The organism is Achromobacter sp. Marseille-Q4962, from assembly GCF_943737005.1.
In the GTDB taxonomy this organism is placed as follows: Bacteria; Pseudomonadota; Gammaproteobacteria; order Burkholderiales; family Burkholderiaceae_B; genus Achromobacter.
This window is the reverse complement of sequence record NZ_CALSFU010000004.1, coordinates 134,875-155,458: the sequence shown is the minus strand read 5'-3', so window position 1 is coordinate 155,458 and position 20,584 is coordinate 134,875. Positions and strand designations below refer to the sequence as shown.

Below are 20,584 nucleotides of genomic sequence, written 5' to 3'. Positions count from 1 at the left end.
GGCCGGCCCGCGGCGCCCGTGGTTCTTATTTCCAGGCGACCTGTTCCGGATGCAGGCCGTGGACGCCCTTATACGGTGAAACTTCCGGCGGTGTCCAGCCTTGCAGCAAGGCCGGGTCCAGCGCATAGACCTCCACGCCCAGCGGGCGGCAGACATCGACGGGATCGCGCGCGTCGGGCCCCCACATGGGCACGGAGAGATCGCCGCCCGGGCAGGTGGAAAGCGCGCACAGCAGGTCGATCTCGGCGAAGAACTCCAGGTAGTCGCCGGGCTGGGCCGGGCAGGCCTTCATGAAGTATTTGTCGTCGTCGTTCAGGCCGGTGACCTGGAACACGTTGAGCACGTCGTGCACGTCGAATTCCGTGAGGCCGTAGGGCGCCACTGCGCGGGTCAGGTTGGAATGGCAATGGAAGTGGAAGTCTTCGCCGGACAACAGCTTGTTGACGTAGGGGTCGCAGCGCGTGCCCAGCAGGTCGTGCACGCGGCCGCCGTCGCCGTCCTTGCCGTAGCCGGCCAGCGTGTCGTCGGTGATGGTGGCCATGGGGCGCAGGTAGGGCAGGGTGGACCAGAGGCGGTCGTAGGTGCTGACGTGCGCGCGCTGGAGCTGGCGGGTGCGCGAGGCCCACATGCGTTCGCGCGGATTGTGCAGGTTCCACATGTTGAAGTCCGCCACCTGCGGGCCTTCGAGCGTCACGATGCGAAAGACGTGCCCGGCCGGCACCTTACAGGCGAACCCGCTGCGTATCGGAACCACGTGGGACTCGACCAGCCGGCGCCGGGCCGGATCGGCGGTGAGGGAGCGGTAGAAATCGCGGTCCACGTTCAGGACCGACCCTTTGCCTGCCTGGTATGCCGCAGGGTAATTCGACATGGCCTGCCTCCTTGATTGCAATGGCCTGGAGAACCGGAAAATTGTTGAACAATCTAGGCGAGTATACAGGAGCGGCATTGCCCGGAAAGCCTTTTTTCGGCGGGCCGCGAGGGGTGTTTTCCCGGGCCGGCCGGGCATGGGGCGGGGCTGTGCGGCACGGACGCGCGGAGGCGGGGACGGATGCGATAATGCCGCATGACGACGACCGCCCATCCGCTTACCCGCAAAGACTATCTGTGTGCCTTGACGGTGGTGGTGACCTGGGGGCTGAACTTCGTCGTCATGAAGCTCGGGCTGCAGGGGCTGTCGCCCATGATGCTGGGCGCGCTGCGGTTCCTGCTGGCCGCCTTTCCCCTCGTGCTCTTCGTGCGCCGGCCGCGCGTGCCCTGGCAGTGGGTCGTCCTGTACGGGCTGACGCAGGGCCTGGGCCAGTTCGGCCTGCTGTTCACGGCCATCAAGTTCGGCATGCCGGCCGGGATGGCTTCGCTGGTGATCCAGACGCAGGCGTTTTTTACGCTGCTGTTGGCCGCGCCGCTGCTGGGCGAGCGCGCGCGGCGGCATCACTGGGCCGGCCTCGCGGTGGCGGCGGCCGGGCTGGCGGTCATCGCCGCGGGCCGGGGGGCAGGACCGGGCAGCATGCCGATGGCCGGCTTCCTGCTGACGCTGGGCGCGGCGTTCATGTGGGCGTTGTCGAACCTGGTGGTGCGCCACGCCAGCCGCAAGGCGCCCGGCTATGATCCCTTCGCCTTCATCGCCTGGAGCAGCCTGGCGCCCGTGCTGCCTTTCCTGGGGCTGGCCCTGGCGCTCGACGGGCCGGGGCCCGTGGCCGGCATGGTGCTGGGTTTCGGCTGGCGCGAAGCGCTGGCGGTGCTGTACCTCGCGGTGCTGGCGACGCTGCTGGCCTATACGCTCTGGACGCGCTTGCTGACGCGCCATCCGGCGGCGAAGATCGCGCCGTTCTCGCTGCTGGTGCCGGTGGTGGGCCTGTGGGCCGCGTGGATGGCCTTCGGCGAGCGCCTGGAGCCGCTGCAGTGGCTGGGCGCGGCCCTGGTGCTCTGCGGGCTGGTGGTGAACCAGATCGGCGGGCGGTGGTTCCGCAACGCCTGAGCCTCGGCCATACGCCCTAGGACAATCGGCCGAGGCGCGTCTTCAGAGCTGTTCGAAGCGCTTGTAGCGCTTGTCCGTGTACTCGCGGCGCGTGACGACCTCGGTCACGATGGCGCCCGGCGGGCCGCGGCGCAGCCATTCGAGCATGTGGTCGACCTGGTCGGGCGTGCCCTGCACCAGCGCCTCGACGGTGCCGTCTTCCATGTTCTGCACCCATCCGCGCACGCCCAGCATGTGGGCGCGCCGCACCGTGGCGTGCCGGTAGCCTACGCCCTGGACGACGCCGCTGATGGTGGCGTGGATGGTTTCGAGATGAGCGGGGTTGTGCGGGTCCTGCATGTTGCGTGTCCTATGGATGAGGCGGGGTCTTAGCGCCCGGGCGCTAGGCAGTCTCGCCTACGGCGGATGCTGTATGGGCCGGGAGGTTTCAAGGCGATACGTTTAGGTCCATGTCGAAAACCGTGCGGTCCATGCCAGAACATGTCAACAGCGACCCGCCATCAAAAGCTTGGAGAGGCCATTATGGAAGAGACCACTGTGTTGTCGGAAGAAGAGACAGCCCTTTACCGGGAGCAGGGATACCTCGCGCTGAAGAACCTTTGCCCCGAGGACGAGGTGGGGTATATCCGCCGCACGCTGCTCGAACTGTTCGCCAACAAGACGGGCTACAACGAAGGCGCGCAATACGATTTCATCAGCCGCGACGATCCTTCCAAGCCGGCCAAGTTTCCGAGCCTGCATGATCCGCGCCATTATGCACCGGGTCTGCTCAAGACCGAATACCACGCCCGCACGCTGGAGCTCGCCAAGCAGCTCCTGGGCGAGGACGCGGCGCTGTACGGCGAGCACGCCCTGCTCAAGCCCGCGCTCACCGGCCCGGAGACTCCCTGGCACCAGGACGAGGCGTTCCGTTCGCCGGACTTCGTCTACAACGAGCTGAGCATCTGGCTGGCGCTGCAGCCGGCCACCAAGGAAAACGGGTGCATGCAGTTCATCCCGGGCTCGCACCGCTGGGAAGTGCTCCGCCACGATTCGCCCGGCGGCGACAAGTCGCTGCACCCGCTGGAGTGCGTGGCCGACTTCCCGCGCGAGCAGGCCGTGGCCGAGCCGCTGGACCCGGGCGGCTGCACGGTGCACGACGCCCGCACGCTGCACTTCACGGGCGCCAACACCTCGCCGACTCCGCGGCTGGCGTACATCCTCATCTACAACACCCCGCCGGTGTACAAGCCGGGCCGGCGCGAGTTCCCATGGCTGGAAGGCCGCTGGACCGACAGCCAGACCCGCAAGAAGGAATGGCACCGGCGCGGCGGGCTGGCGGTGGAGGTGATGCGGCGGCTGCCGCGCGCGCGCCTGACCAGCCCCCGCTGGGTGGCATGGGCAACGATACGGGCGGTGAGCAAGGTCTGGCCCAAATGAGGCCGACCGGAAAGGGGCCATAGAGCCCGGCTCTTCGGGGGAGCGAACGGGGCCGGCAGGCGACGCTTGCCGGCCCCGGCGCGTATACTGGGCGGCGCCGCGGGATCCTGGGGTCCGCGGCGCCGCTTCCGCATGGCGGCGGCGGCAAACCCAAGAAAGGACGGCGCGCGCCGTCGAGAATAGACAGACCACTCCCATGACCGCTAATCTCTCTACGATCACCTGCATCGAAGACCTGCGCGCCATCGCGCGCAAGCGCGTGCCGCGCATGTTCTACGACTATGCGGACTCCGGCGCCTGGACCGAGGGCACCTACCGCGCCAACGAGAGCGATTTCCAGAAGATCAAGCTGCGCCAGCGCGTGGCGGTCAACATGGAGGGCCGGTCGCTCGCCACCACCCTGGTGGGCGAGGACGTGGTCATGCCCGTGGCCCTGGCCCCCACCGGGCTGACCGGCATGCAGCACGCGGACGGCGAGATCCTGGCGGCGCGCGCGGCCGCTGATTTCGGCGTGCCGTTCACCTTGTCCACGATGAGCATCTGCTCGCTGGAAGACGTGGCGGCGGCCACCCGCAAGCCGTTCTGGTTCCAGCTCTACGTGATGCGCGACCGCGAGTTCTGCGGCGACCTCATCGACCGCGCCAAGGCGGCGGGCTGCTCGGCGCTGGTGCTGACGCTGGACCTGCAGATCCTGGGCCAGCGGCACAAGGACATCAAGAACGGCCTGTCGACCCCGCCCAAGCCCACGCTGCGCAACCTCATCAACCTGGCCACCAAGCCACGCTGGTGCCTGGGCATGCTGGGCACCAAGCGCCGCACCTTCGGCAACATCGTGGGGCACGCCAAGGGCGTGAGCGACCTGTCCTCGCTGTCGTCCTGGACGGCGGAGCAGTTCGACCCGCGCCTGAGCTGGGACGACGTGGCCTGGATCAAGCAGCGCTGGGGCGGCAAGCTCATTCTCAAGGGCATCCTCGACGTGGAAGACGCGCAGCTCGCCGCCAACAGCGGGGCCGACGCGCTCATCGTGAGCAACCACGGCGGCCGCCAGCTCGACGGCGCGATGTCCTCGATTGCGGCCCTGCCGGCCATTGCGGACGCGGTGGGCTCGAAGATCGAGGTCCTGATGGACGGCGGCGTGCGCTCGGGGCAGGACGTGCTCAAGGCCGTGGCGCTGGGCGCGCGCGGCGTGATGATCGGCCGCGCTTTCCTGTACGGCCTGGGCGCCTACGGGCAGGCCGGCGTCACCCGCGTGCTGGAGATCCTTTACAAGGAAATGGACGTGACCATGGCGCTGTGCGGCCGCCGCAGCATCCTGCCCGGCGACCGCAGCATCCTGCTGCCCGGCACCTATCCCGAATAGGCCGGGCCGGCCGCCGGCCCGGTTCCCGGGCAGTTCCGTGAGCAGACGCGGGAGTCTCCATGACGCAACACAGGCAGCGCGGCGCCAAGGGCCGCGGCAGGCGGAAGTGGGTGGTCGCGGCAGCGCTGCTGGCGCTGCCGGCTGCGGTCTTGGCGCAGCATAAAACGCTCTACGTCGGCATGAACGGCGGCGAAATGGCCCGCGCCTTCACCCAGTATGTGTTTCCGCCTTTCGAGCGGACCCACGGCGTGAGGATCGTGGTGGTGCCGGGCACGTCCATCGAGGTGCTGGCCCGGGCCCAGGCCAGCCGCGACGCGCCGAAGATGCACGTGATGTTCCTGGACGACGGCATCATGGCGCGCGCCATTTCCATGGGGCTGTGCCAGCCGCTGGACGACGACCCCGTGCTCAGGGAGCTGTACCCCACGGCGGTCATGAAAGACCGCATGGCGGCCGGCATCGACGTCGGGATGACGGGCCTGGGCTACAACACCCGCCTGTTCGCGGAAAACGGCTGGGCGCCGCCTTCGTCCTGGATGGACCTGGCCGACCCCCGGTACAAGGGCAAGGTGGTGTTCCAGTCGGCCTCGGGCAGCACATTCGGGCTGCATGCCTTCCTGATGTTCAACCGCATCCAGGGCGGCGACGAGGCGAACGTCGAGCCCGGCCTGCGCAAATGGCAGTCCACCGTCGGCCCGAACGTGCGCGAGTACATTCCCGATTCGGCCGGGCTGGCCGACATGATTCTTTCGGGCGAGGCGGCGATTTTCCCGCTCTCGCCCACGGCCATCGCGCGGCTGAAAAGGCGTGGCATGCCGGTGGAGTACGCGCAGCCCAGGGAGGGTTCGGCGATTCTCATGGTGGGCGAATGCGTGGTGGCGGGCAACACCGAGCCCGAGCTGTCGCAGAAGCTGGCGCTGTACCTGCTTTCGGCGTCCGCGCAGGCCAGGGCGCTGGAAATGGGCGGGCACTATCCCTCTAACAAGAACGTGCGGGCGCCGGCCGGCAGCGAAGACATGCTCAAGCGGTTCCGGGGCCATATGTCCAATGCCAAAATTCTGGACTGGGACCAGATAAACGCCAACCGGCCGGCCTTCAACGCGCGCTGGAACAGCACCGTGGCGCGCTGAGGGCATGTGGCGGGTCGGTCGACAGGAAGCACAGACATGCGGCTCATCATCAAGTCCGGCGGCGCCGGCGCAATCGAGGACTGGCGCCGGCATTTCCGCGCGCTGGCGCCGGAGCTGGAAGTGGTGGGCTGGCACGAACCCCACGATCCGGCGGGCATCGACTACGCGCTGGTCTGGGAGCCGGAGCCGGGCGCGCTGGCGCGGTTTCCGAACCTGAAGCTCATCATCAGCGCGGGCGCGGGAGTGGACCACATCCTGGCCGATCCGCGGCGGCCGCGCCACGTCCCCATCGCGCGCATGGTCACCGACCGCACGCGCACCGAGATGGCGGAATACGTGCTCATGGCGGCGCTCATGCTGACGCGCGACATGAAGCGCGCCATCGATGCCCAGGCCCGGCGCCATTGGGAAACGGTGGACACGATGCGCGTGGCGGCCGACGTGCGCGTCGGCGTCATGGGCCTGGGGCACCTGGGCGCGGCATGTGCGCAACTGCTGGCGCGCGTGGGGTTTCCGGTTCATGGGTGGTCGCGCGGGGCGAGCCGGCTGCCCGGCATGCAGAGCTATGCCGGTCCGCAAGGGCTGGACGCGTTCCTGGCGCGTACCGACCTGCTGGTCTGCCTGCTGCCGGCCACCGAGGCCACGCGCGGCATCCTGGGCGCTTCCGTCTTCGACCGGCTGCCGCGCGGCGCCATGCTCGTCAATGCCGGACGCGGCTCGCACCTGGTGCCGCAGGACCTGCTGCGCGCGCTGGACAGCGGCCGGCTGAGCCAGGCCGTGCTGGACGTGTTCGAGCCCGAGCCCCTGCCGCCGGACTCGCCGCTATGGTCGCATCCGGGCGTCATCGTGACGCCGCACTGCGCGGCCATTCCCGACCGCCGCGAGCGCGCGCGCCATACGGCCTGGCTCATCGCCGCGCAGGCGCGCGGCGAGCCGCTGCCGAACGTCTACGACCCGGCCCGCGGCTACTGAGCGCGGCGTTATCCGATCACGCTTGCCAGATACTGCCGCAGCCAGGCGTGCGCCGGGTCGTCCTGGTAGCGTTCGTGCCAGTACAGCGAGACGGCGATGGGCGGCAGGGTCATCGGCACCTTGAGCGACACGATGCGCGCGCTGCCCTTCATGGCGCGGGCGATGCTTTCGGGCATGGTGGCGATGAGGTCCGAATCCTGCACGATGAAAGGGCAGACTAGGTAGCTCGACAGCGTGGCCGCGATCCTGCGGCTGCGGTTCTGCCCCATGAGAATGCGGTCGATGGCGGTGCTGAAGTACCGCGTGTGGGCGGCCAGGTCCAGGTGGCCGTAACGCAGGTAGGCGTCCAGGTCCCAGCGCTTGCGCAGGCAGGGGTGTCCTTCGCGCACGATGCACACGGCCGGCTCCTGGTACAGGAACCGGGTGCGCAAATCGGGCGTGGGGTCGGGAAAGTACCCCGCGATGAGGTCCACGTGGTTGGTGTCCAGCATGCTCAGGCCGTGCTGGGGCCGCGCCGGCACGATGCGCAGCTGGAAGTGCGGCGCGTCGACCGCCAGCCGGGGGATGAGGCGCGGCAGCAGCGTGTATTGCACGTAGTCGGTGGCGTACAGCGAAAGCGTGTGCGCCGAGTGGGCCGGGTCGAAGGCGTCGCGGGCGCGCGTGGCGCGGCGCCAGCCCTCGAGCAGCGGCCGGAAGTGCTGGTGCAGCTCGTGCGCGCGCGGCGTGGGCTGCCAGGCGCCGCCCTCGCGCACCAGCAGCGGGTCGCCGAACAGTTGGCGCAGGCGATGCATGGCCGCGCTCATGGCGGGCTGCGTAATGCCCAGGTGCTCGGCCGCGCGCGAGACGTTGCGGCATGTCATCAGGGCGTCGAAGTGCTGCAGCAGGTTCAGGTCCGGGTTCTTCACGGCCGGCATCCATAAATGACGTCTATACCACTATAAACGAGCAGGACTGCTGGCGGCGCATCCGCCGCCCTAGCATGACCCCGTTGTTGCAGTGAACCGGGACGGGCCCCCGAGGGCCCGCCATGACGAAGTTCTATCAACAAGGGGAAAAGCAGCCATGAAAGCTGTGATACGCAAGACCTGTGGCGCATTGTCGTGCGCCGTCCTGCTGGCGGTCGCGCCGCTGGCCCATGCCGAGTGGCCGGACAAGGTAATCCGCATCGTCGTGCCGTTCGCGGCGGGCGGCTCCACCGACCTGGTCGCGCGCAAGCTCGCCGAGGGGCTGGGCGAACGCCTGCATGCCAACGTCATCGTGGAAAACCGGCCCGGCGCCGGCGGCACCGTGGGCACCGAGTACGTGGCGCGCCAGCCCGCCGACGGCTACACCATGCTGATGGGGTCGGTCAGCACCCACGGCAGCGCGCCGTGCATCTATTCCAGGCTGCCCTACGACCCGGTGAAGGACTTCACCCCGCTGACCGTCATCGCCACCATTCCCAACGTGATGTCGGTGAACCGGTCGGTGCCGGCGGCGAACCTGAAGGAATTCGTGGCGCTGCTGAAGAAAGAGCCGGAGAAGTACTCGTTCGCGTCCAACGGGCAGGGCACGTCCAACCACCTGGCCGCGGAGCTGTTCAAGAGCACGGCGGGCGTGTCCATGGTGCACGTGCCGTACCGCGGCTCGGGCCCGGCGCTCATCGACCTGGTGGGCGGGCAGGTCAACATGATGATGGACGTGGTGATGACCTCGTACCCCTACATCAAGGACGGCAAGATCCGGGCGCTGGCCGTCACCTCGCCGCAGCGTTCTCCCATGCTGCCCGACGTGCCCACCGTGGCCGAATCCGGTTATCCGGGCTACGAGGCCATGGTGTGGTTCGGCATGTTCGCGCCGGCCAACATGCCCGAAGCGCTGCGCGCCAGGCTCACCGAGGGCCTGGTCCAGACCCTGCACGCCGCGCCCATGAAGACTTACCTGGAGCAGCAGGGGGCGCAGGTGTCCGACGTGGCGGGGCCGGCGTTCTCGGCCATGGTCAAGGACGAAATCGCCAAATGGTGCCAGGTGGCCAAGAAAGCCAACATCCACCTGGACTGAACTCCCGCCCGCGCGCGCCGGCCCAGGGCGCAGACCCGCCTCGCGCGGCGGGACGGGGGCACTTTTCCTGAGGAAACAGCACATGTATCGCATAGGGATAGACGTCGGAGGCACGTTTACCGACTTCACGATGATCGACGAGGAGGCCGGCGCGGTGCGCTTTCACAAAGTGCCGTCCACCCCGCACGACCCTTCGGAGGCCATCGCCGCGGGCATCGGCCAGATGTTGGCCGAGCACGGCGTGCCGCCGTCGGCCGTGTCGCACGTGGGCCACGGCACTACGGTAGCCACCAATCTCATCATCGAGCGCAAGGGCGCGCGCGTCGGCCTCATTACCACGCGGGGCTTTCGCGATGTGCTGGAGATCGGCCGCCAGACCCGGCCGCACCTGTACGACTACAGCGTCGGCAAGCCGCCGGTGGCGGTGCCGCGCGAGTTCCGCCTGGAGGTGGACGAGCGCGTCGATGCCCAGGGCGAGGTGCAGACCGCGTTGGACGAGGCGCAGGTGCGCGAGGCGGCGCGCCGTTTCGCGGCCGCCGGCATCGAGGCGGTGACCATCTGCTTTCTGCATGCCTACCGCAACCCGGAGCACGAACGCCGCGCCGCCCGCATCGTGGCCGAGGAAATGCCGGACGCCTACATCAGCCTTTCCTCGGACGTGCTGCCCGAATTCCGCGAGTACGAGCGCCTGTCCACCACGGTGCTCAATGCCGCCGTGGGGCCGAAGATGGCGCGCTATCTGGAACGCTTTTTGCAGCGCGTGCGCGAACTGGACATCGCGCACGAACCGCACACCATCCATTCCAACGGCGGGCTGATGTCCATTGCCACGGTGCGCCAGTACCCGGTGCGCACGTGCCTGTCCGGGCCGGCCGCCGGCGTGGTGGGGGCGGCGGCGGTGGGCCGCGCCATCGGCCGTCCCAACCTCGTGACCTTCGACGTGGGCGGCACCAGCACCGACGTTTCGCTGGTGTGCGAGGGCCGCCCGCTTTTCACCTCGCACCGCCAGGTGGCGGGTTATCCGGTGAAGACGCCCATGGTGGACATCCACGTGATCGGCGCGGGCGGCGGCAGCATCGCCTGGCGCGACGACGCGGGCGCGCTGAAGGTGGGGCCGCACAGCGCGGGCGCGGTGCCCGGGCCGGTGGGCTACGGGCGGGGAGGGGAAGAACCCACCATCACCGATGCCGAGATCGCTTTGCAGCGGCTCAATCCGGTGGCGCTGCTCAAGGGCCGCATGCCGGTGCACGCCGATGCCGCGCGGCGCGTCATCGAGGAGCGCGTGGCCCGGCCGCTGGGGCTGGACCTGGAGTCGGCGGCCGAAGGCATTCTGCGCATCGCCGCGGCCAACATGAGCCGGGCGATACGCGCGGTGTCCACCGAGCGCGGCTACGACCTGTCGCAGTTCGCGCTGTACGCCTACGGCGGCGCCGGGCCGCTGCACGCGGTGGAGGTCGCCGAGGAATGCGGCATTCCCACCGTGATCGTGCCGCAGGAGCCGGGCACGATGTGCGCCCGCGGCATTCTGCTGTCCGACATCTCGTTCGATTTCGTGCGCAGCGAGATCTCGCTGGCCAGCGCCCAGACCTGGCCGGCGGTGTCGGCCATTTTCGAGGCGTTGCGCGCGCAGGCGCAGCAGTGGCTGGAGGACGAGCGGGTCGATCCGGCGCTGCGGGAATGCCACAGCGCCGTGGACGCGCGCTACGAGGGGCAGAACTTCGAAGTGCAGGTCGCGCTGGACGACACCGGGCCGGGCGGCTGGGCCGAGTTCGCGCGCCGCTTCGCCGAGGCGCACGAACGCGAGTACGGCTATGTGGTGGACGACCGCAAGGTGCAGATCATCAATTGCCGCATGCAGGCGGTGGGCCAGGTGGTGAAGGCGCCGCTGGCGCCGCGCCGCATCGGCGGCACGCTGGAAGCGGCGCGCATCGGCGAACGGCGCGTCTATTTCGGCGCCGCCCACGGCTGGCTGGACACGCCCGTCTACGACCGCGACCGCGTGCCCACGGGCGCGCGGCTGGCCGGGCCGGCGCTGCTGGAAGAAATGAGCTCCACCACCGTGGTGGGCGCGGGCCACGCCGCGTCCGTGGACGACTACGGCAACCTGATCATCGAATTGCAAGGAGGCTCCGATGCGTGAGTCCAAACCCGCCGCCGGCGCGGCGCTGGCCGACCCGATCGGCATGGAAGTGTTCTGCAACCGCCTGCTGTCCATTACCGAGGACATGAACAACACGCTGGTGCGCGCATCGTTTTCCACCAACATCAAGGAGCGCAAGGACTGCTCGGTGGCGCTGTTCGACGCGGCGGGTCGCCTGGTGGCGCAAGGTACGCAGATCCCGCTGCACCTGGGGTCGCTGGACGGCGCCATGGGCGCCATTCTGCGCGCCTTTCCGGCCGCCGAAATCCGCGACGGGGACGTTTTCATCTGCAACGATCCCTATCTGGCCGACGGCAGCCACCTGCCCGACATCAACATCGTCACGCCGGTGTTCTGGGAAGGCGGGCTGCGTTTTTTCGCGGCGAACATCGCTCACCACTCCGACGTGGGAGGCGCGGTGCCGGGCTCCATCGCCGGCGGCCTGAAGTCCATTTTCGAGGAAGGCATCCGCATTCCGGCGTGCCGCATCGCGCGCGCGGGCGAAGTGGACGAAGACATGCTGCGCCTGATCTGCGCCAACACGCGCGATCCAGAGGAGCGCATCCTGGATCTGCGCGTGCAGATGGCCACCAACCGGCGCGGCGCGGCCGCGGTGCAGGGCCTGATCCGCCAGATGGGCCTGGAGGCGGTGCTGCGCTCGGTGGAGGATGTGATCGCGTACACGCGGCGCCGCCTGCTCAACCGCATCGGCGAGCTGAAACAGGGCCGCTACACCTTCCGCAGCGACCTGGACGACGATGGCATGGGCGGGGACCCGGTGCCGATCCAGGTAACGCTCACCGTTTCCGGCGACGGGCTGCATTTCGATTTCGAGGGGTCGGGCAGGCAGGCGCGCGGCGCCATGAACCTGCCCTACAACGCGCTGCGCGCCAGTGTGTATTACGCCGTCAAGGCGTTGCTGGACCCCGATCTGGCGCCCAATGCCGGCCTGTTCGACCCCATCCGCATTTCGGCGCCGGTGGGCACCATTACCAACCCCGAGCATCCCGCGGCGGTGGGCGCGCGCTCGATCACGGCGCAGAAGGTGGCGGGCGCGATCTTCGGCGCGTTCCGCGGCCTGCTGCCGCCGGAGAAGATCATGGCGTCCAGCAACGACTGCTGCCCGGCCATCGTGTTCTCGGGCCGCTGGCGCGAGCGGCCGGGGCAGTTCGTCTACCTGGAGACGCTGGGCGGCGGGGCGGGCGCGCGCCACGACGCCGATGGCATGGACGCGGTGCACGTGCACATGACCAACACGTCCAACCTGCCGGTGGAGGCGCTGGAAAACGAGTATCCGCTCATCATGGACGAGTATGCGCTGATTCCCGATTCGGGCGGCGCCGGGCGCACGCGGGGCGGCCTCGCCATCGCCAAGCAGATCCGGGCGGCCGGCCCCGGCATCGTGTTCTCGGCCCGTTCCGACAGCCACACCGTGGGCGTGGCCTCCGGCGTGGCCGGCGGCGGCGACGGCCGGCGGGCGCGGCTGATCCGCAACCATGGGGGTCCGCAAGAGGAGGTGCTGTTTTCCAAGACAGCGAACATCGCGCTGGCGCCCGGCGAGAGCGTGCGCATCGAGACGCCCGGCGGAGGCGGATACGGCCCGGCCCCGGAGCGGCCCCGCGCCCTGGTGGAGCGGGATCTGGCCGACGGCAAGATCAGCGCCGCCGCCGCGCGGGAGCTGTATGGCTACGGAGCCTGAGCGTTCAGCTCACGTTGAGCGACATGGAGTACTTCATCTTGTCATGAGGAAACGTGGTGATGGTGGCCAGCAGCAGCACGCCGCCGGCGCCGTAGTAGCGGCGCGTGATGACGAAACCGGGCGTCCTGGGCGCCACGTGCAGTTGCCGCGCCAGCGGCGCGGCGATGGGCGTGGCGGAGAACTCCTGGTTGACCTCGCTGATGCGGTCGCCGAAGTTTTCCTCGATGAGCCGCAGCAGCGACAGCCGGGGCTGGATGTGGGCGCGCAAGTCGGAATGCGCGGGGTCGGCGTAGATCAGGGTGCAGGCCACCGGGGTGTCGCGGTCGTCCAGCGTCTTGATGGAGTTGATGTGCAGCCAGGTCTGGCCGGGCTCGCCGCCCAGCGTCTCGGCCAGGCGGCGCGACAGCTTGATGTTGCGCACTTCGCGCACCAGCAGCGCCGCGTTGCGCGCGTATTGCAGCAGGTCGGGAAACTGCGAGATGCGCTGCGTGAACCGGGTGCTGGCCTTGGCGGTCTCGACGCGCGTGCCCACGCCCGGGCGGCGCGAAACCATGCCGGCCACGGTCAGCATGCGGATGGCCTCGCGGATGGTGTGGCGGCTGGCGTCGAACTGCTCGCAGAGCTCGTGCTCGGTGGGCAGCAGCGTCATCACCGGGTAGCGGCCCGAGCCGATGTCGCGGGCGAGCGCCTGGTAGATGCTCTTGTAGCGCGGACCGGCGGCGTCCGCGCCGTGCGAGCGCGCCGCGCCGCGCGCCTCCCGCGCGCCGGCCTGGGGGTCGGCCCGTTCGAAAGTCCGGGTCATGGGTGGCTCCTTTATGGGAATCTTGGGGTTTGTACGGACCTTAACCGATTGACAAGGCCGTCTCCCCGCGATCATCATTTGTACGGACATTCATGTACGGACAATTGTACGACCGACATGAGGTTGCGGGGGATGCGGATCCGGCGTTTTTTTCACCCACGCCCGGCCGCGCTACCCGACCCACGCAGCAACGGGCAGTTCTTGCAGTTCTCTTCCTGAAATAAATGGGGGTTTTCATGGGCAAGGTACTCGCAGTGCTCGCGGCCGCCGCGCTGGCCGCCGGATTCGGCGGCGGCGCGCAGGCGCAGCAGAAACTGGTGGTCGCAGGCTACGGCGGCTCTTTCGAAGACATCATGCGCAAGGACATCTTCCCGCCCTTCGGCAAGCAGCATGGAGTCGAGCTGGACTACGTGGCGGGCAATTCCACCAACACCGTGGCGCGCCTGCAGGCGCAGAAGAGCAATCAGCAGATCGACGTCGCCATCATCGACGACGGCCCCATGTACCAGGCCATCGCCCTGGGATTCTGCGAGCCCATCAAGGGCCTGCCGGCCGACGACATCTATCCCACCGCGCGCTACAAGGCCGACAAGGCCGTGGCCATCGGCCTGGTGGCGACCGGCATCATGTACAACAAAAAGGTCTTCGACGAAAAGAAATGGGCGCCGCCCACGTCCTGGAAAGACCTGAAAGACCCCAAGTACAAGAAACTCCTGGTGATTCCGCCGCTGAACAATACCTATGGCCTGCACGCGCTGGTGGAATACGCGCGCGAAGGCGGCGGCGGCGAGAAGAACATCGATCCCGGCTTCAAGACCTTCAAGGACGAAGTGGGCCCCAACGTGCTGGTGTACGAGCCCTCGCCCGGCAAGATGACCGAACTCTTTTCCAGCGGGCAGGCCGTCGTTTCCGTCTGGGGCAGCGGCCGCGCCAAGGCGTTTGCCGATACGGGCTTTCCCGTGGGCTTCGTGTATCCGAAGGAAGGCGCCTATGCGCTGCTTTCGTCGGTATGCCCTGTCGCCAAGCAGAAGACCAATCCGCTGGCGCAGGCCTTCGTGAATTATCTGGTCACGCCCGAGGTCCAGGAAAAGCTGGCCACGGCCTATGGCTACGGCCCGGTCAACAAGAAGGCCAACGTCAAGGACGACGAGCGCGTGCCGCTGCCCATCGGCCAGCGGGCGTCGGATCTCATCGTGATCGACTGGGACACGGTGAACCAGAACCGCGATGACTGGAACCGGCGCTGGACGCGGGAAATCGAGCGCTGAGCACAGGGCGGCGCGCGCGCCGCCACCAGGAGCCTTCATGAGTTATCTAGTGTTGAACCGCCTGAGCAAGCGCTATGGCGACCTGACCGCCGTGCAGGATCTCAGCCTGTCGGTGGAGCGGGGCGAATTCATATCGCTGCTCGGGCCGTCCGGCTGCGGCAAGACCACCATGCTGCAGATGATCGCGGGGTTCATCGAGCCCAGCGGCGGCAGCATCGTGCTCGACGGCAAGGACGTCAGCAAGGTGCCTGCCAACAAGCGGGGGCTGGGCATGGTGTTCCAGAACTATGCGCTGTTTCCGCACATGACCGCCGCCGAGAATGTGGCGTTCGGGCTGGAGATGCAGCGCGTGGGCAAGGCCGAGCGCCAGCAGCGCGTAGCCGAGGCGCTCAAGCTGGTGGGCCTGTCGCACCTGGCCGACCGCCATCCGGCGCGCATGTCGGGCGGCCAGCAGCAGCGCGTGGCGCTGGCGCGGGCGCTGGTCATCCGTCCCAGCGTCCTGCTGCTGGACGAGCCTCTGTCCAATCTCGACGCCAAGCTGCGCGAGGAAATGCAGCTCGAATTGCGCAGCATCCAGCGCACCGTTGGCACCACGACCATCCTGGTCACCCATGACCAGTCCGAGGCGCTGGCGCTGTCGGACCGCGTCGTGGTCATGAACCAGGGGCGGGTGGAGCAGGTGGCCGAGCCCTTCCAGGCCTACGAAGACCCGGCCAGCCAGTTCGTTGGCGGATTCCTGGGCAAGGCCAACCTTTTCACGCCCACCGCGGAATCCTACGAGGGCGAGATGCGCGCGCGCGTCGGCGAGGCGCACATCCCCATGGGCGGCCGTCCCGTGCCCACCGGCACGGTGATCGTGCGGCCGGAGAAAGTGCTGTTCTCCGAACCCGCCGCCTGTGCGTTGCCGGGCCGCATGAAGGCCCGCGTGTTCCAGGGCAACCACTGGCTGTGCCAGGTGGAGACATCGGTGGGCGAGGTGCTGGTCATACGCCAGAACGACGGCGCCACCGTGCCGCAGGAAGGGCAGCCGGTGCACCTGCGCTGGCGCGCGGAGGATATGTGCCCGGTGGGCGCGGGGCAGGTCCGGCCATGAGCGCGCGCGCCAATCCCTGGGTGCTCAGCGCGCCCGCGCTGGCGCTCTACGCCACCTTTCTCGTGGTGCCCATGGTGCTGGTGTTTCTCATCAGCTTCTTCGATTTCCAGTTCTACGGGGGCGTGCAGGCCACTTTCACGCTGAAGAACTATGTGGATATCTTCAGCGACGGTTATTACTACGAAATCTACGCGCGCACCTTCGGCGTTGCGGCGGCGGTAACGCTGGCCTGCCTGGTGCTGGGAACGGCGGAGGCCTATGTGCTGTCGCGCATGGCCAATCCCTGGAAGGGGCTGTTCCTGATGGTGGTGCTGGGGCCGCTGCTGATTTCGGTGGTCGTGCGCACGCTGGGCTGGGCGCTGCTCTTCGGCTCCACGGGCCTCATCAGCAAGGCGCTGATGGCGCTGGGGCTGACCGATACGCCGGTGGACCTGATGTACAGCAACCTGGGCGTGGGCATCGCGCTTACGCACGTGCTGGTGCCCTTCATGGTGATCGCGGTGTGGGCTTCGCTGCAGCGGATCAATCCCTCGACCGAGGCGGCGGCGCTTTCGCTGGGCGCAAGCCAGTTCACCGTGATCCGGCGGGTGATCGTGCCCCAGGTCATGCCGGGCATATTGTCGGGCTCCATCATGGTGTTCGCGTTGGCCGCCAGCGCCTTCGCCACACCGGCCATCATCGGCGGGCGCCGCCTCAAGAACGTGGCCACGGCCGCCTACGACGAGTTCCTCAACACCCTGAACTGGCCGCTGGGCGCCGCGCTGGCGGTGGTGCTGCTGCTGGCCACGGTAATCGTGCTGCTGTCGGCCAACCGGCTCATCGAGCGCCGCCACGGCGCGGTGTTCAACGCGGGCAACTAGGAGCGCGGGCATGAGCTTTCGCAATGGTCCCCTCGGGCTGCTGTTCCACACCCTTTTCATTCTGTTCATCCTGGCGCCCATCGTGATGGTGTGCGCGGTGGCGTTCACCTCGGAAGGCTTTATTTCGCTGCCCAGCGGCGGGCTGTCGCTGCGCTGGTTCCGCGCCATACTCGACAACCCGCGCTTCATCGACGCGTTCTGGTTCAGCCTGGGGCTGGGCGCGCTGTCGGCCTCGCTGGCGATCGTACTGGCCGTGCCGGGCGCGCTGGCCATCGCGCGCAACCGTTTTCGCGGCCGCGAGGCGCTGGTGGCGTTCTTCCTGTCGCCGCTGATGATTCCGCACGTGGTGCTGGGCCTGGCCTTCCTGAAGTTCTTCACCACCGTGGACCTGGCGGGCACGTACGTGGGCCTGGTCATCGCGCACGTGATCCTCATCATGCCGTACGCCCTGAGGCTGGTGCTGGCCTCGGCCACCGGCATCGACCCTTCGCTGGAGCGCGCGGCGCAATCGCTGGGCGCCTCCAACTGGACGGCCTTCCGGCGCGTGGTGCTGCCGCTGCTGCTGCCCGGGGTGGTGAGCGGCTGGGTCATTGCCTTCATTACCAGTTTCGACGAGCTGACGATGTCGATTTTCATCGCCTCGCCGTCCACCACCACGCTGCCGGTGCGCATCTTCCTGCACATCGAGGACACGATCGATCCCCTGGTCACCGCGGTTTCCGCCGTGCTCATCTACGTGACCATCATCGCCATATTCATCCTGGACCGCCTGGTGGGCCTGGAAAAGCTGTTTGTCGGAAAAGGAACCCAATGACGGACGAAGAGAAACTGGCGCCGCGCGCGCCGTCGCAGCGCGGCATCTACGATGTCGCGGTGATCGGCGGCGGCCTGGTGGGCTCGGCCATCGCCTATGGGCTGCGGCGCGAGCTGGAGCGCGTGGCCGTGCTGGACGAGGGCGATGTGGCGTACCGCGCCTCGCGCGGAAATTTCGGGCTGGTGTGGGTGCAGAGCAAGGGCATGGGCCTGCCGCGCTATGGCGTGTGGACCATGGCCTCGGCCCGCGCCTGGCCGCAGTTGGCGGCCGAGCTGCTGGAACGCACCGGCGTGGACGTGCACCTGGAGCAGCGCGGCGGCCTGCACGTGCTGTTGAGCGAAGAAGAGCGCGAGGCGCGCGTCAAGTTCATGACCGGCCTGCTCGCCCAGCCCGGCATGAGCCGCTACGAGTGGAAGCTGCTGGACCGCGCCGAGCTGGCCAGCCTGGTGCCGGGCATCGGGCCGGACGTGGTGGGCGCCACCTGGACGCCGGTGGACGGCATCGCCAATCCGCTCAAGCTGCTGCGCGCGCTGCACATGACTTTTGCACAGACGGGTGTGGATTACCTGCCGCGCCGTCCCGCGCAGACGATCCGGCGCCGCGACGGCGTGTTCGAGATCGGCACCGGCCAGGGCGCGGTGCGCGCGCACAAGGTGGTGCTCGCGTCCGGCCTGGGCAACAAGGCGCTGGGCGAACAAGTGGGGCTGGCGGTGCCGGTGCGGCCCCAGCGCGGCCAGATCGTGGTGCTGGAGCGCACGCGCCGCCTGCTGGAGACGCCCATGTCCACCTTGCGCCAGACGGACGAGGGCACCTGGCTCATCGGCGATTCGCAGGAAGAGGCCGGCTACGCCGACAACCAGGTCGGCCTGCCCATCCTGGGCACGCTGGCCGACCGCGCGGTGCGCACCCTGCCGGCCCTGCGCGAGGTGCGCGTGGTGCGCAGCTGGGCTGCGTTGCGCGTCATGTCGCAGGACGGCTTTCCCGTCTATGAGCAATCCGAAGCATGCCCCGGCGCTTTCGTCGCCACCTGTCACAGCGGCGTGACGCTGGCGGCCGCGCATGCACACCATCTGGCGCCCATGATCGCCGCCGGCCGGCTGGCCGACGACATGGCGCCGTTCTCGACCCGGAGGTTTCATGTTCAAGAGGCTTGAGGAGGCGCGGCGCCAGGCGCAGGCCGCCCCCGTGCGCGTGATCATCAACGGCGCGGCGCAGGAATGCCGCCAGGGCGACACCGTGGCCGCCGCGCTGTTCGCGGCGGGCGTGTCCGCCTGCCGCGACACGGCCGTGCGCGAGGTGCCGCGCGGGCCCTATTGCATGATGGGCGTGTGCTACGACTGCCTGGTCACGATCGACGGCCAGGCCAATCAGCAGGGTTGCATGACGCTGGTGCGGGAAGGCATGAACATCGAGCGCCAGGCGGGCGCGCGCAAGGTGCAGGCATGAACGAAATAACGCATTGCGACTTGCTGGTGGTGGGCGCCGGCCCGGCGGGACTGGCGGCTGCCGCGACGGCGGCGGCGCTGGGCGTGGATACCCTGCTGCTCGACGAGCAGCCCGCGCCGGGCGGCCAGATCTACCGCGCCGTCACGACCACCCCCGTCACCGATCGCCGCATCCTCGGCGAAGACTACTGGCATGGCGCCTCGCTGGTGCCGCCCTTTCTGCAGTCCGGCGCGCGCTACCAGCCCGGCGCCACCGTCTGGGCCGTGGCCGAGAAAACGGCCGGCGACGCGGCCGCGGGTTTCGAGGTGGCCTATTCGGTGGACGGCGAGGCGCGCATGGCGCAGGCGCGCCGCCTGCTGCTGGCCACGGGCGCCCAGGAGCGGCCGTTTCCGATTCCGGGCTGGACGCTGCCGGGCGTGATTACCGCCGGCGCCGCCCAGATCCTGCTCAAGTCGGCAGGCGTGGTGCCTTCGGACCGCACGGTGCTGGCAGGCTGCGGGCCGCTGCTCTACCTGGTGGCCTGGCAGTACCTGAATGCGGGCGTGAAGGTGGACGCCATTCTGGAAACCGTGCCGGCGGGCCGCATGGCCGAGGCGCTGCCCAAGGTATGGGGCTTTCTGCGCTCGCCCTACCTGGCCAAGGGGCTGAAGCTCGTGCGCGCGGTCAGGGCCGCCATTCCCATCGTGAAGAACGTCACGGCGCTGGAAGCGCAGGGCGAAGGCCGGCTGGAGCGCGTGCGCTATACGGCGGGCGGCGACACGCGCAGCATCGAGGCCGAGCAGCTCATGCTGCACCAGGGCGTGGTGCCGAACGTGAACCTGTCGCGCGCCGTGGGCGTGGAGCACCGCTGGAACGAGGCGCTGGACTGTTGGGAGCCCGCGGTGGACGAATGGGGCAGCACCTCGGTGCAGGGCGTGGGCATGGCGGGCGACGGCGCGGGCATCGCGGGTGCGCTGGCCGCCGAGCACCGGGGCAGGCTGGCCGCCTTGCAGGCCGCGCACCTGCTGGGCCGCATCGACGCGGCCCGCCGCGACGGCGAGGCCGCCGGTCCGCGCGCCGCCCTGGCGAAGGCCGTGCGCGGGCGCGAGTTCTTCGATGCGCTGTACAAGGCGCCGGCGGCGTTCCGCCGCCCCACGGGCGACACGATCGTCTGCCGCTGCGAGGAAGTGACCGCGGCGCAGGTGCGCGAAACCGTCAAGCTCGGGTGCAGCGGACCCAACCAGATGAAGGCTTTCCTGCGCTGCGGCATGGGGCCATGCCAGGGCCGCTTCTGCGGGCTGACGGTGTCGGAGATCATCGCCGAGGAACGCGGCGTGCCCACGCCGGAAGTCGGGTACTACCGGCTGCGCTTCCCGACCAAGCCGCTCACGTTGGGCGAGCTGGCCTCGCTGCCGCAGACGGACGAATCGCGGCAGGCGGTGGTGCGCCTGAAGAAATAGGCCCAACCAGAATAAATAGGCCCGCCCCTGCCCGCTTACGCGGGCCCCCTCAAGGGGCGGCACGGGAGGACCGGCAAAGCCGGATCCCCGGCGCCCCCGCTTGGGGGCCGAGGAAAGGGGGCGG

19 protein-coding genes are annotated in these 20,584 nt (G+C 68.8%); 15 read left to right on the top strand and 4 right to left on the bottom strand.

Features of this window, described 5'->3' with window-relative positions:
• Window positions 1-25: 25 nt before the first annotated feature.
• Window positions 26-871: an urea carboxylase-associated family protein gene (locus NGJ44_RS04845; protein WP_251863268.1), complete on the bottom strand. Its 846-nt coding sequence runs from the start codon at window positions 869-871 to the stop codon at window positions 26-28.
• 195 nt (window positions 872-1,066) lie between these two features.
• Here NGJ44_RS04845 and NGJ44_RS04840 point away from each other — a divergent pair, with 195 nt between their 5' ends.
• Window positions 1,067-1,978, top strand: a complete 912-nt coding sequence (locus NGJ44_RS04840) for an EamA family transporter (protein WP_251863267.1) — start codon at window positions 1,067-1,069, stop codon at window positions 1,976-1,978.
• A gap of 42 nt (window positions 1,979-2,020) precedes the next feature.
• Here NGJ44_RS04840 and NGJ44_RS04835 read toward each other — a convergent pair whose 3' ends face one another.
• On the bottom strand, window positions 2,021-2,317 hold the full coding sequence (locus NGJ44_RS04835; protein ID WP_251863266.1) for an acylphosphatase: 297 nt from the start codon (window positions 2,315-2,317) through the stop codon (window positions 2,021-2,023).
• Between the two features lie 183 nt (window positions 2,318-2,500).
• On the opposite strand from NGJ44_RS04835, the gene NGJ44_RS04830 reads away from it, so the two are divergent.
• From NGJ44_RS04830 to NGJ44_RS04815, 4 genes are all read left to right on the top strand, one after another.
• On the top strand, window positions 2,501-3,397 hold the full coding sequence (locus tag NGJ44_RS04830; protein ID WP_251863265.1) for a phytanoyl-CoA dioxygenase family protein: 897 nt from the start codon (window positions 2,501-2,503) through the stop codon (window positions 3,395-3,397).
• A 196-nt stretch (window positions 3,398-3,593) separates the two neighbouring features.
• Window positions 3,594-4,757: an alpha-hydroxy acid oxidase gene (locus NGJ44_RS04825; protein WP_251863264.1), complete on the top strand. Its 1,164-nt coding sequence runs from the start codon at window positions 3,594-3,596 to the stop codon at window positions 4,755-4,757.
• Window positions 4,758-4,816: 59 nt separating this feature from the next.
• Window positions 4,817-5,887, top strand: a complete 1,071-nt coding sequence (locus tag NGJ44_RS04820; protein ID WP_251863263.1) for an ABC transporter substrate-binding protein — start codon at window positions 4,817-4,819, stop codon at window positions 5,885-5,887.
• A 36-nt stretch (window positions 5,888-5,923) separates the two neighbouring features.
• Window positions 5,924-6,859, top strand: coding sequence for a 2-hydroxyacid dehydrogenase (locus NGJ44_RS04815; RefSeq protein ID WP_251863262.1), 936 nt, complete (start codon window positions 5,924-5,926; stop codon window positions 6,857-6,859).
• Window positions 6,860-6,867: 8 nt separating this feature from the next.
• Here the strand turns inward: NGJ44_RS04815 and NGJ44_RS04810 are convergent, their stop codons facing one another.
• On the bottom strand, window positions 6,868-7,773 hold the full coding sequence (locus NGJ44_RS04810) for a LysR family transcriptional regulator (protein ID WP_251863261.1): 906 nt from the start codon (window positions 7,771-7,773) through the stop codon (window positions 6,868-6,870).
• A gap of 148 nt (window positions 7,774-7,921) precedes the next feature.
• Between NGJ44_RS04810 and NGJ44_RS04805 the strand changes: the two genes are divergently transcribed.
• The 3 genes from NGJ44_RS04805 (at window position 7,922) to NGJ44_RS04795 (ending at window position 12,738) form a co-directional block, all read left to right on the top strand.
• Window positions 7,922-8,899, top strand: a complete 978-nt coding sequence (locus tag NGJ44_RS04805) for a Bug family tripartite tricarboxylate transporter substrate binding protein (protein ID WP_053244804.1) — start codon at window positions 7,922-7,924, stop codon at window positions 8,897-8,899.
• Between the two features lie 82 nt (window positions 8,900-8,981).
• On the top strand, window positions 8,982-11,039 hold the full coding sequence (locus NGJ44_RS04800) for a hydantoinase/oxoprolinase family protein (protein WP_251863260.1): 2,058 nt from the start codon (window positions 8,982-8,984) through the stop codon (window positions 11,037-11,039).
• Window positions 11,032-12,738, top strand: a complete 1,707-nt coding sequence (locus NGJ44_RS04795; protein ID WP_251863259.1) for a hydantoinase B/oxoprolinase family protein — start codon at window positions 11,032-11,034, stop codon at window positions 12,736-12,738. Before NGJ44_RS04800 ends, NGJ44_RS04795 begins: the two co-directional genes overlap by 8 nt.
• 4 nt (window positions 12,739-12,742) lie before the next feature.
• Here NGJ44_RS04795 and NGJ44_RS04790 read toward each other — a convergent pair whose 3' ends face one another.
• The gene (locus tag NGJ44_RS04790; protein ID WP_251863258.1) at window positions 12,743-13,540 is read right to left on the bottom strand and encodes a GntR family transcriptional regulator; all 798 of its coding nucleotides are present in this window, start codon (window positions 13,538-13,540) and stop codon (window positions 12,743-12,745) included.
• A gap of 236 nt (window positions 13,541-13,776) precedes the next feature.
• On the opposite strand from NGJ44_RS04790, the gene NGJ44_RS04785 reads away from it, so the two are divergent.
• From NGJ44_RS04785 to NGJ44_RS04755, 7 genes are read left to right on the top strand one after another with little or no spacing between them, the layout of a single operon-like run.
• Complete coding sequence (locus NGJ44_RS04785; protein ID WP_082308319.1) at window positions 13,777-14,808, top strand: ABC transporter substrate-binding protein; 1,032 nt, start codon at window positions 13,777-13,779, stop codon at window positions 14,806-14,808.
• 37 nt (window positions 14,809-14,845) lie between these two features.
• A complete protein-coding gene (locus NGJ44_RS04780; RefSeq protein ID WP_251863257.1) occupies window positions 14,846-15,901 on the top strand; it encodes an ABC transporter ATP-binding protein in 1,056 nt (351 codons plus the stop codon).
• Complete coding sequence (locus NGJ44_RS04775; RefSeq protein ID WP_251863256.1) at window positions 15,898-16,761, top strand: ABC transporter permease; 864 nt, start codon at window positions 15,898-15,900, stop codon at window positions 16,759-16,761. The genes NGJ44_RS04780 and NGJ44_RS04775 overlap by 4 nt, the downstream gene beginning before the upstream one ends.
• 10 nt (window positions 16,762-16,771) lie before the next feature.
• The gene (locus tag NGJ44_RS04770; RefSeq protein WP_053244799.1) at window positions 16,772-17,575 is read left to right on the top strand and encodes an ABC transporter permease; all 804 of its coding nucleotides are present in this window, start codon (window positions 16,772-16,774) and stop codon (window positions 17,573-17,575) included.
• Window positions 17,572-18,729, top strand: coding sequence for an NAD(P)/FAD-dependent oxidoreductase (locus tag NGJ44_RS04765; RefSeq protein WP_251863255.1), 1,158 nt, complete (start codon window positions 17,572-17,574; stop codon window positions 18,727-18,729). The genes NGJ44_RS04770 and NGJ44_RS04765 overlap by 4 nt, the downstream gene beginning before the upstream one ends.
• Entirely contained in the window at window positions 18,713-19,021 is a 309-nt protein-coding gene (locus tag NGJ44_RS04760) for a (2Fe-2S)-binding protein (RefSeq protein ID WP_053244797.1), read from the top strand. Before NGJ44_RS04765 ends, NGJ44_RS04760 begins: the two co-directional genes overlap by 17 nt.
• On the top strand, window positions 19,018-20,460 hold the full coding sequence (locus tag NGJ44_RS04755) for an FAD/NAD(P)-dependent oxidoreductase (RefSeq protein WP_251863254.1): 1,443 nt from the start codon (window positions 19,018-19,020) through the stop codon (window positions 20,458-20,460). Before NGJ44_RS04760 ends, NGJ44_RS04755 begins: the two co-directional genes overlap by 4 nt.
• The last annotated feature ends 124 nt before the right edge of the window (window positions 20,461-20,584 follow it).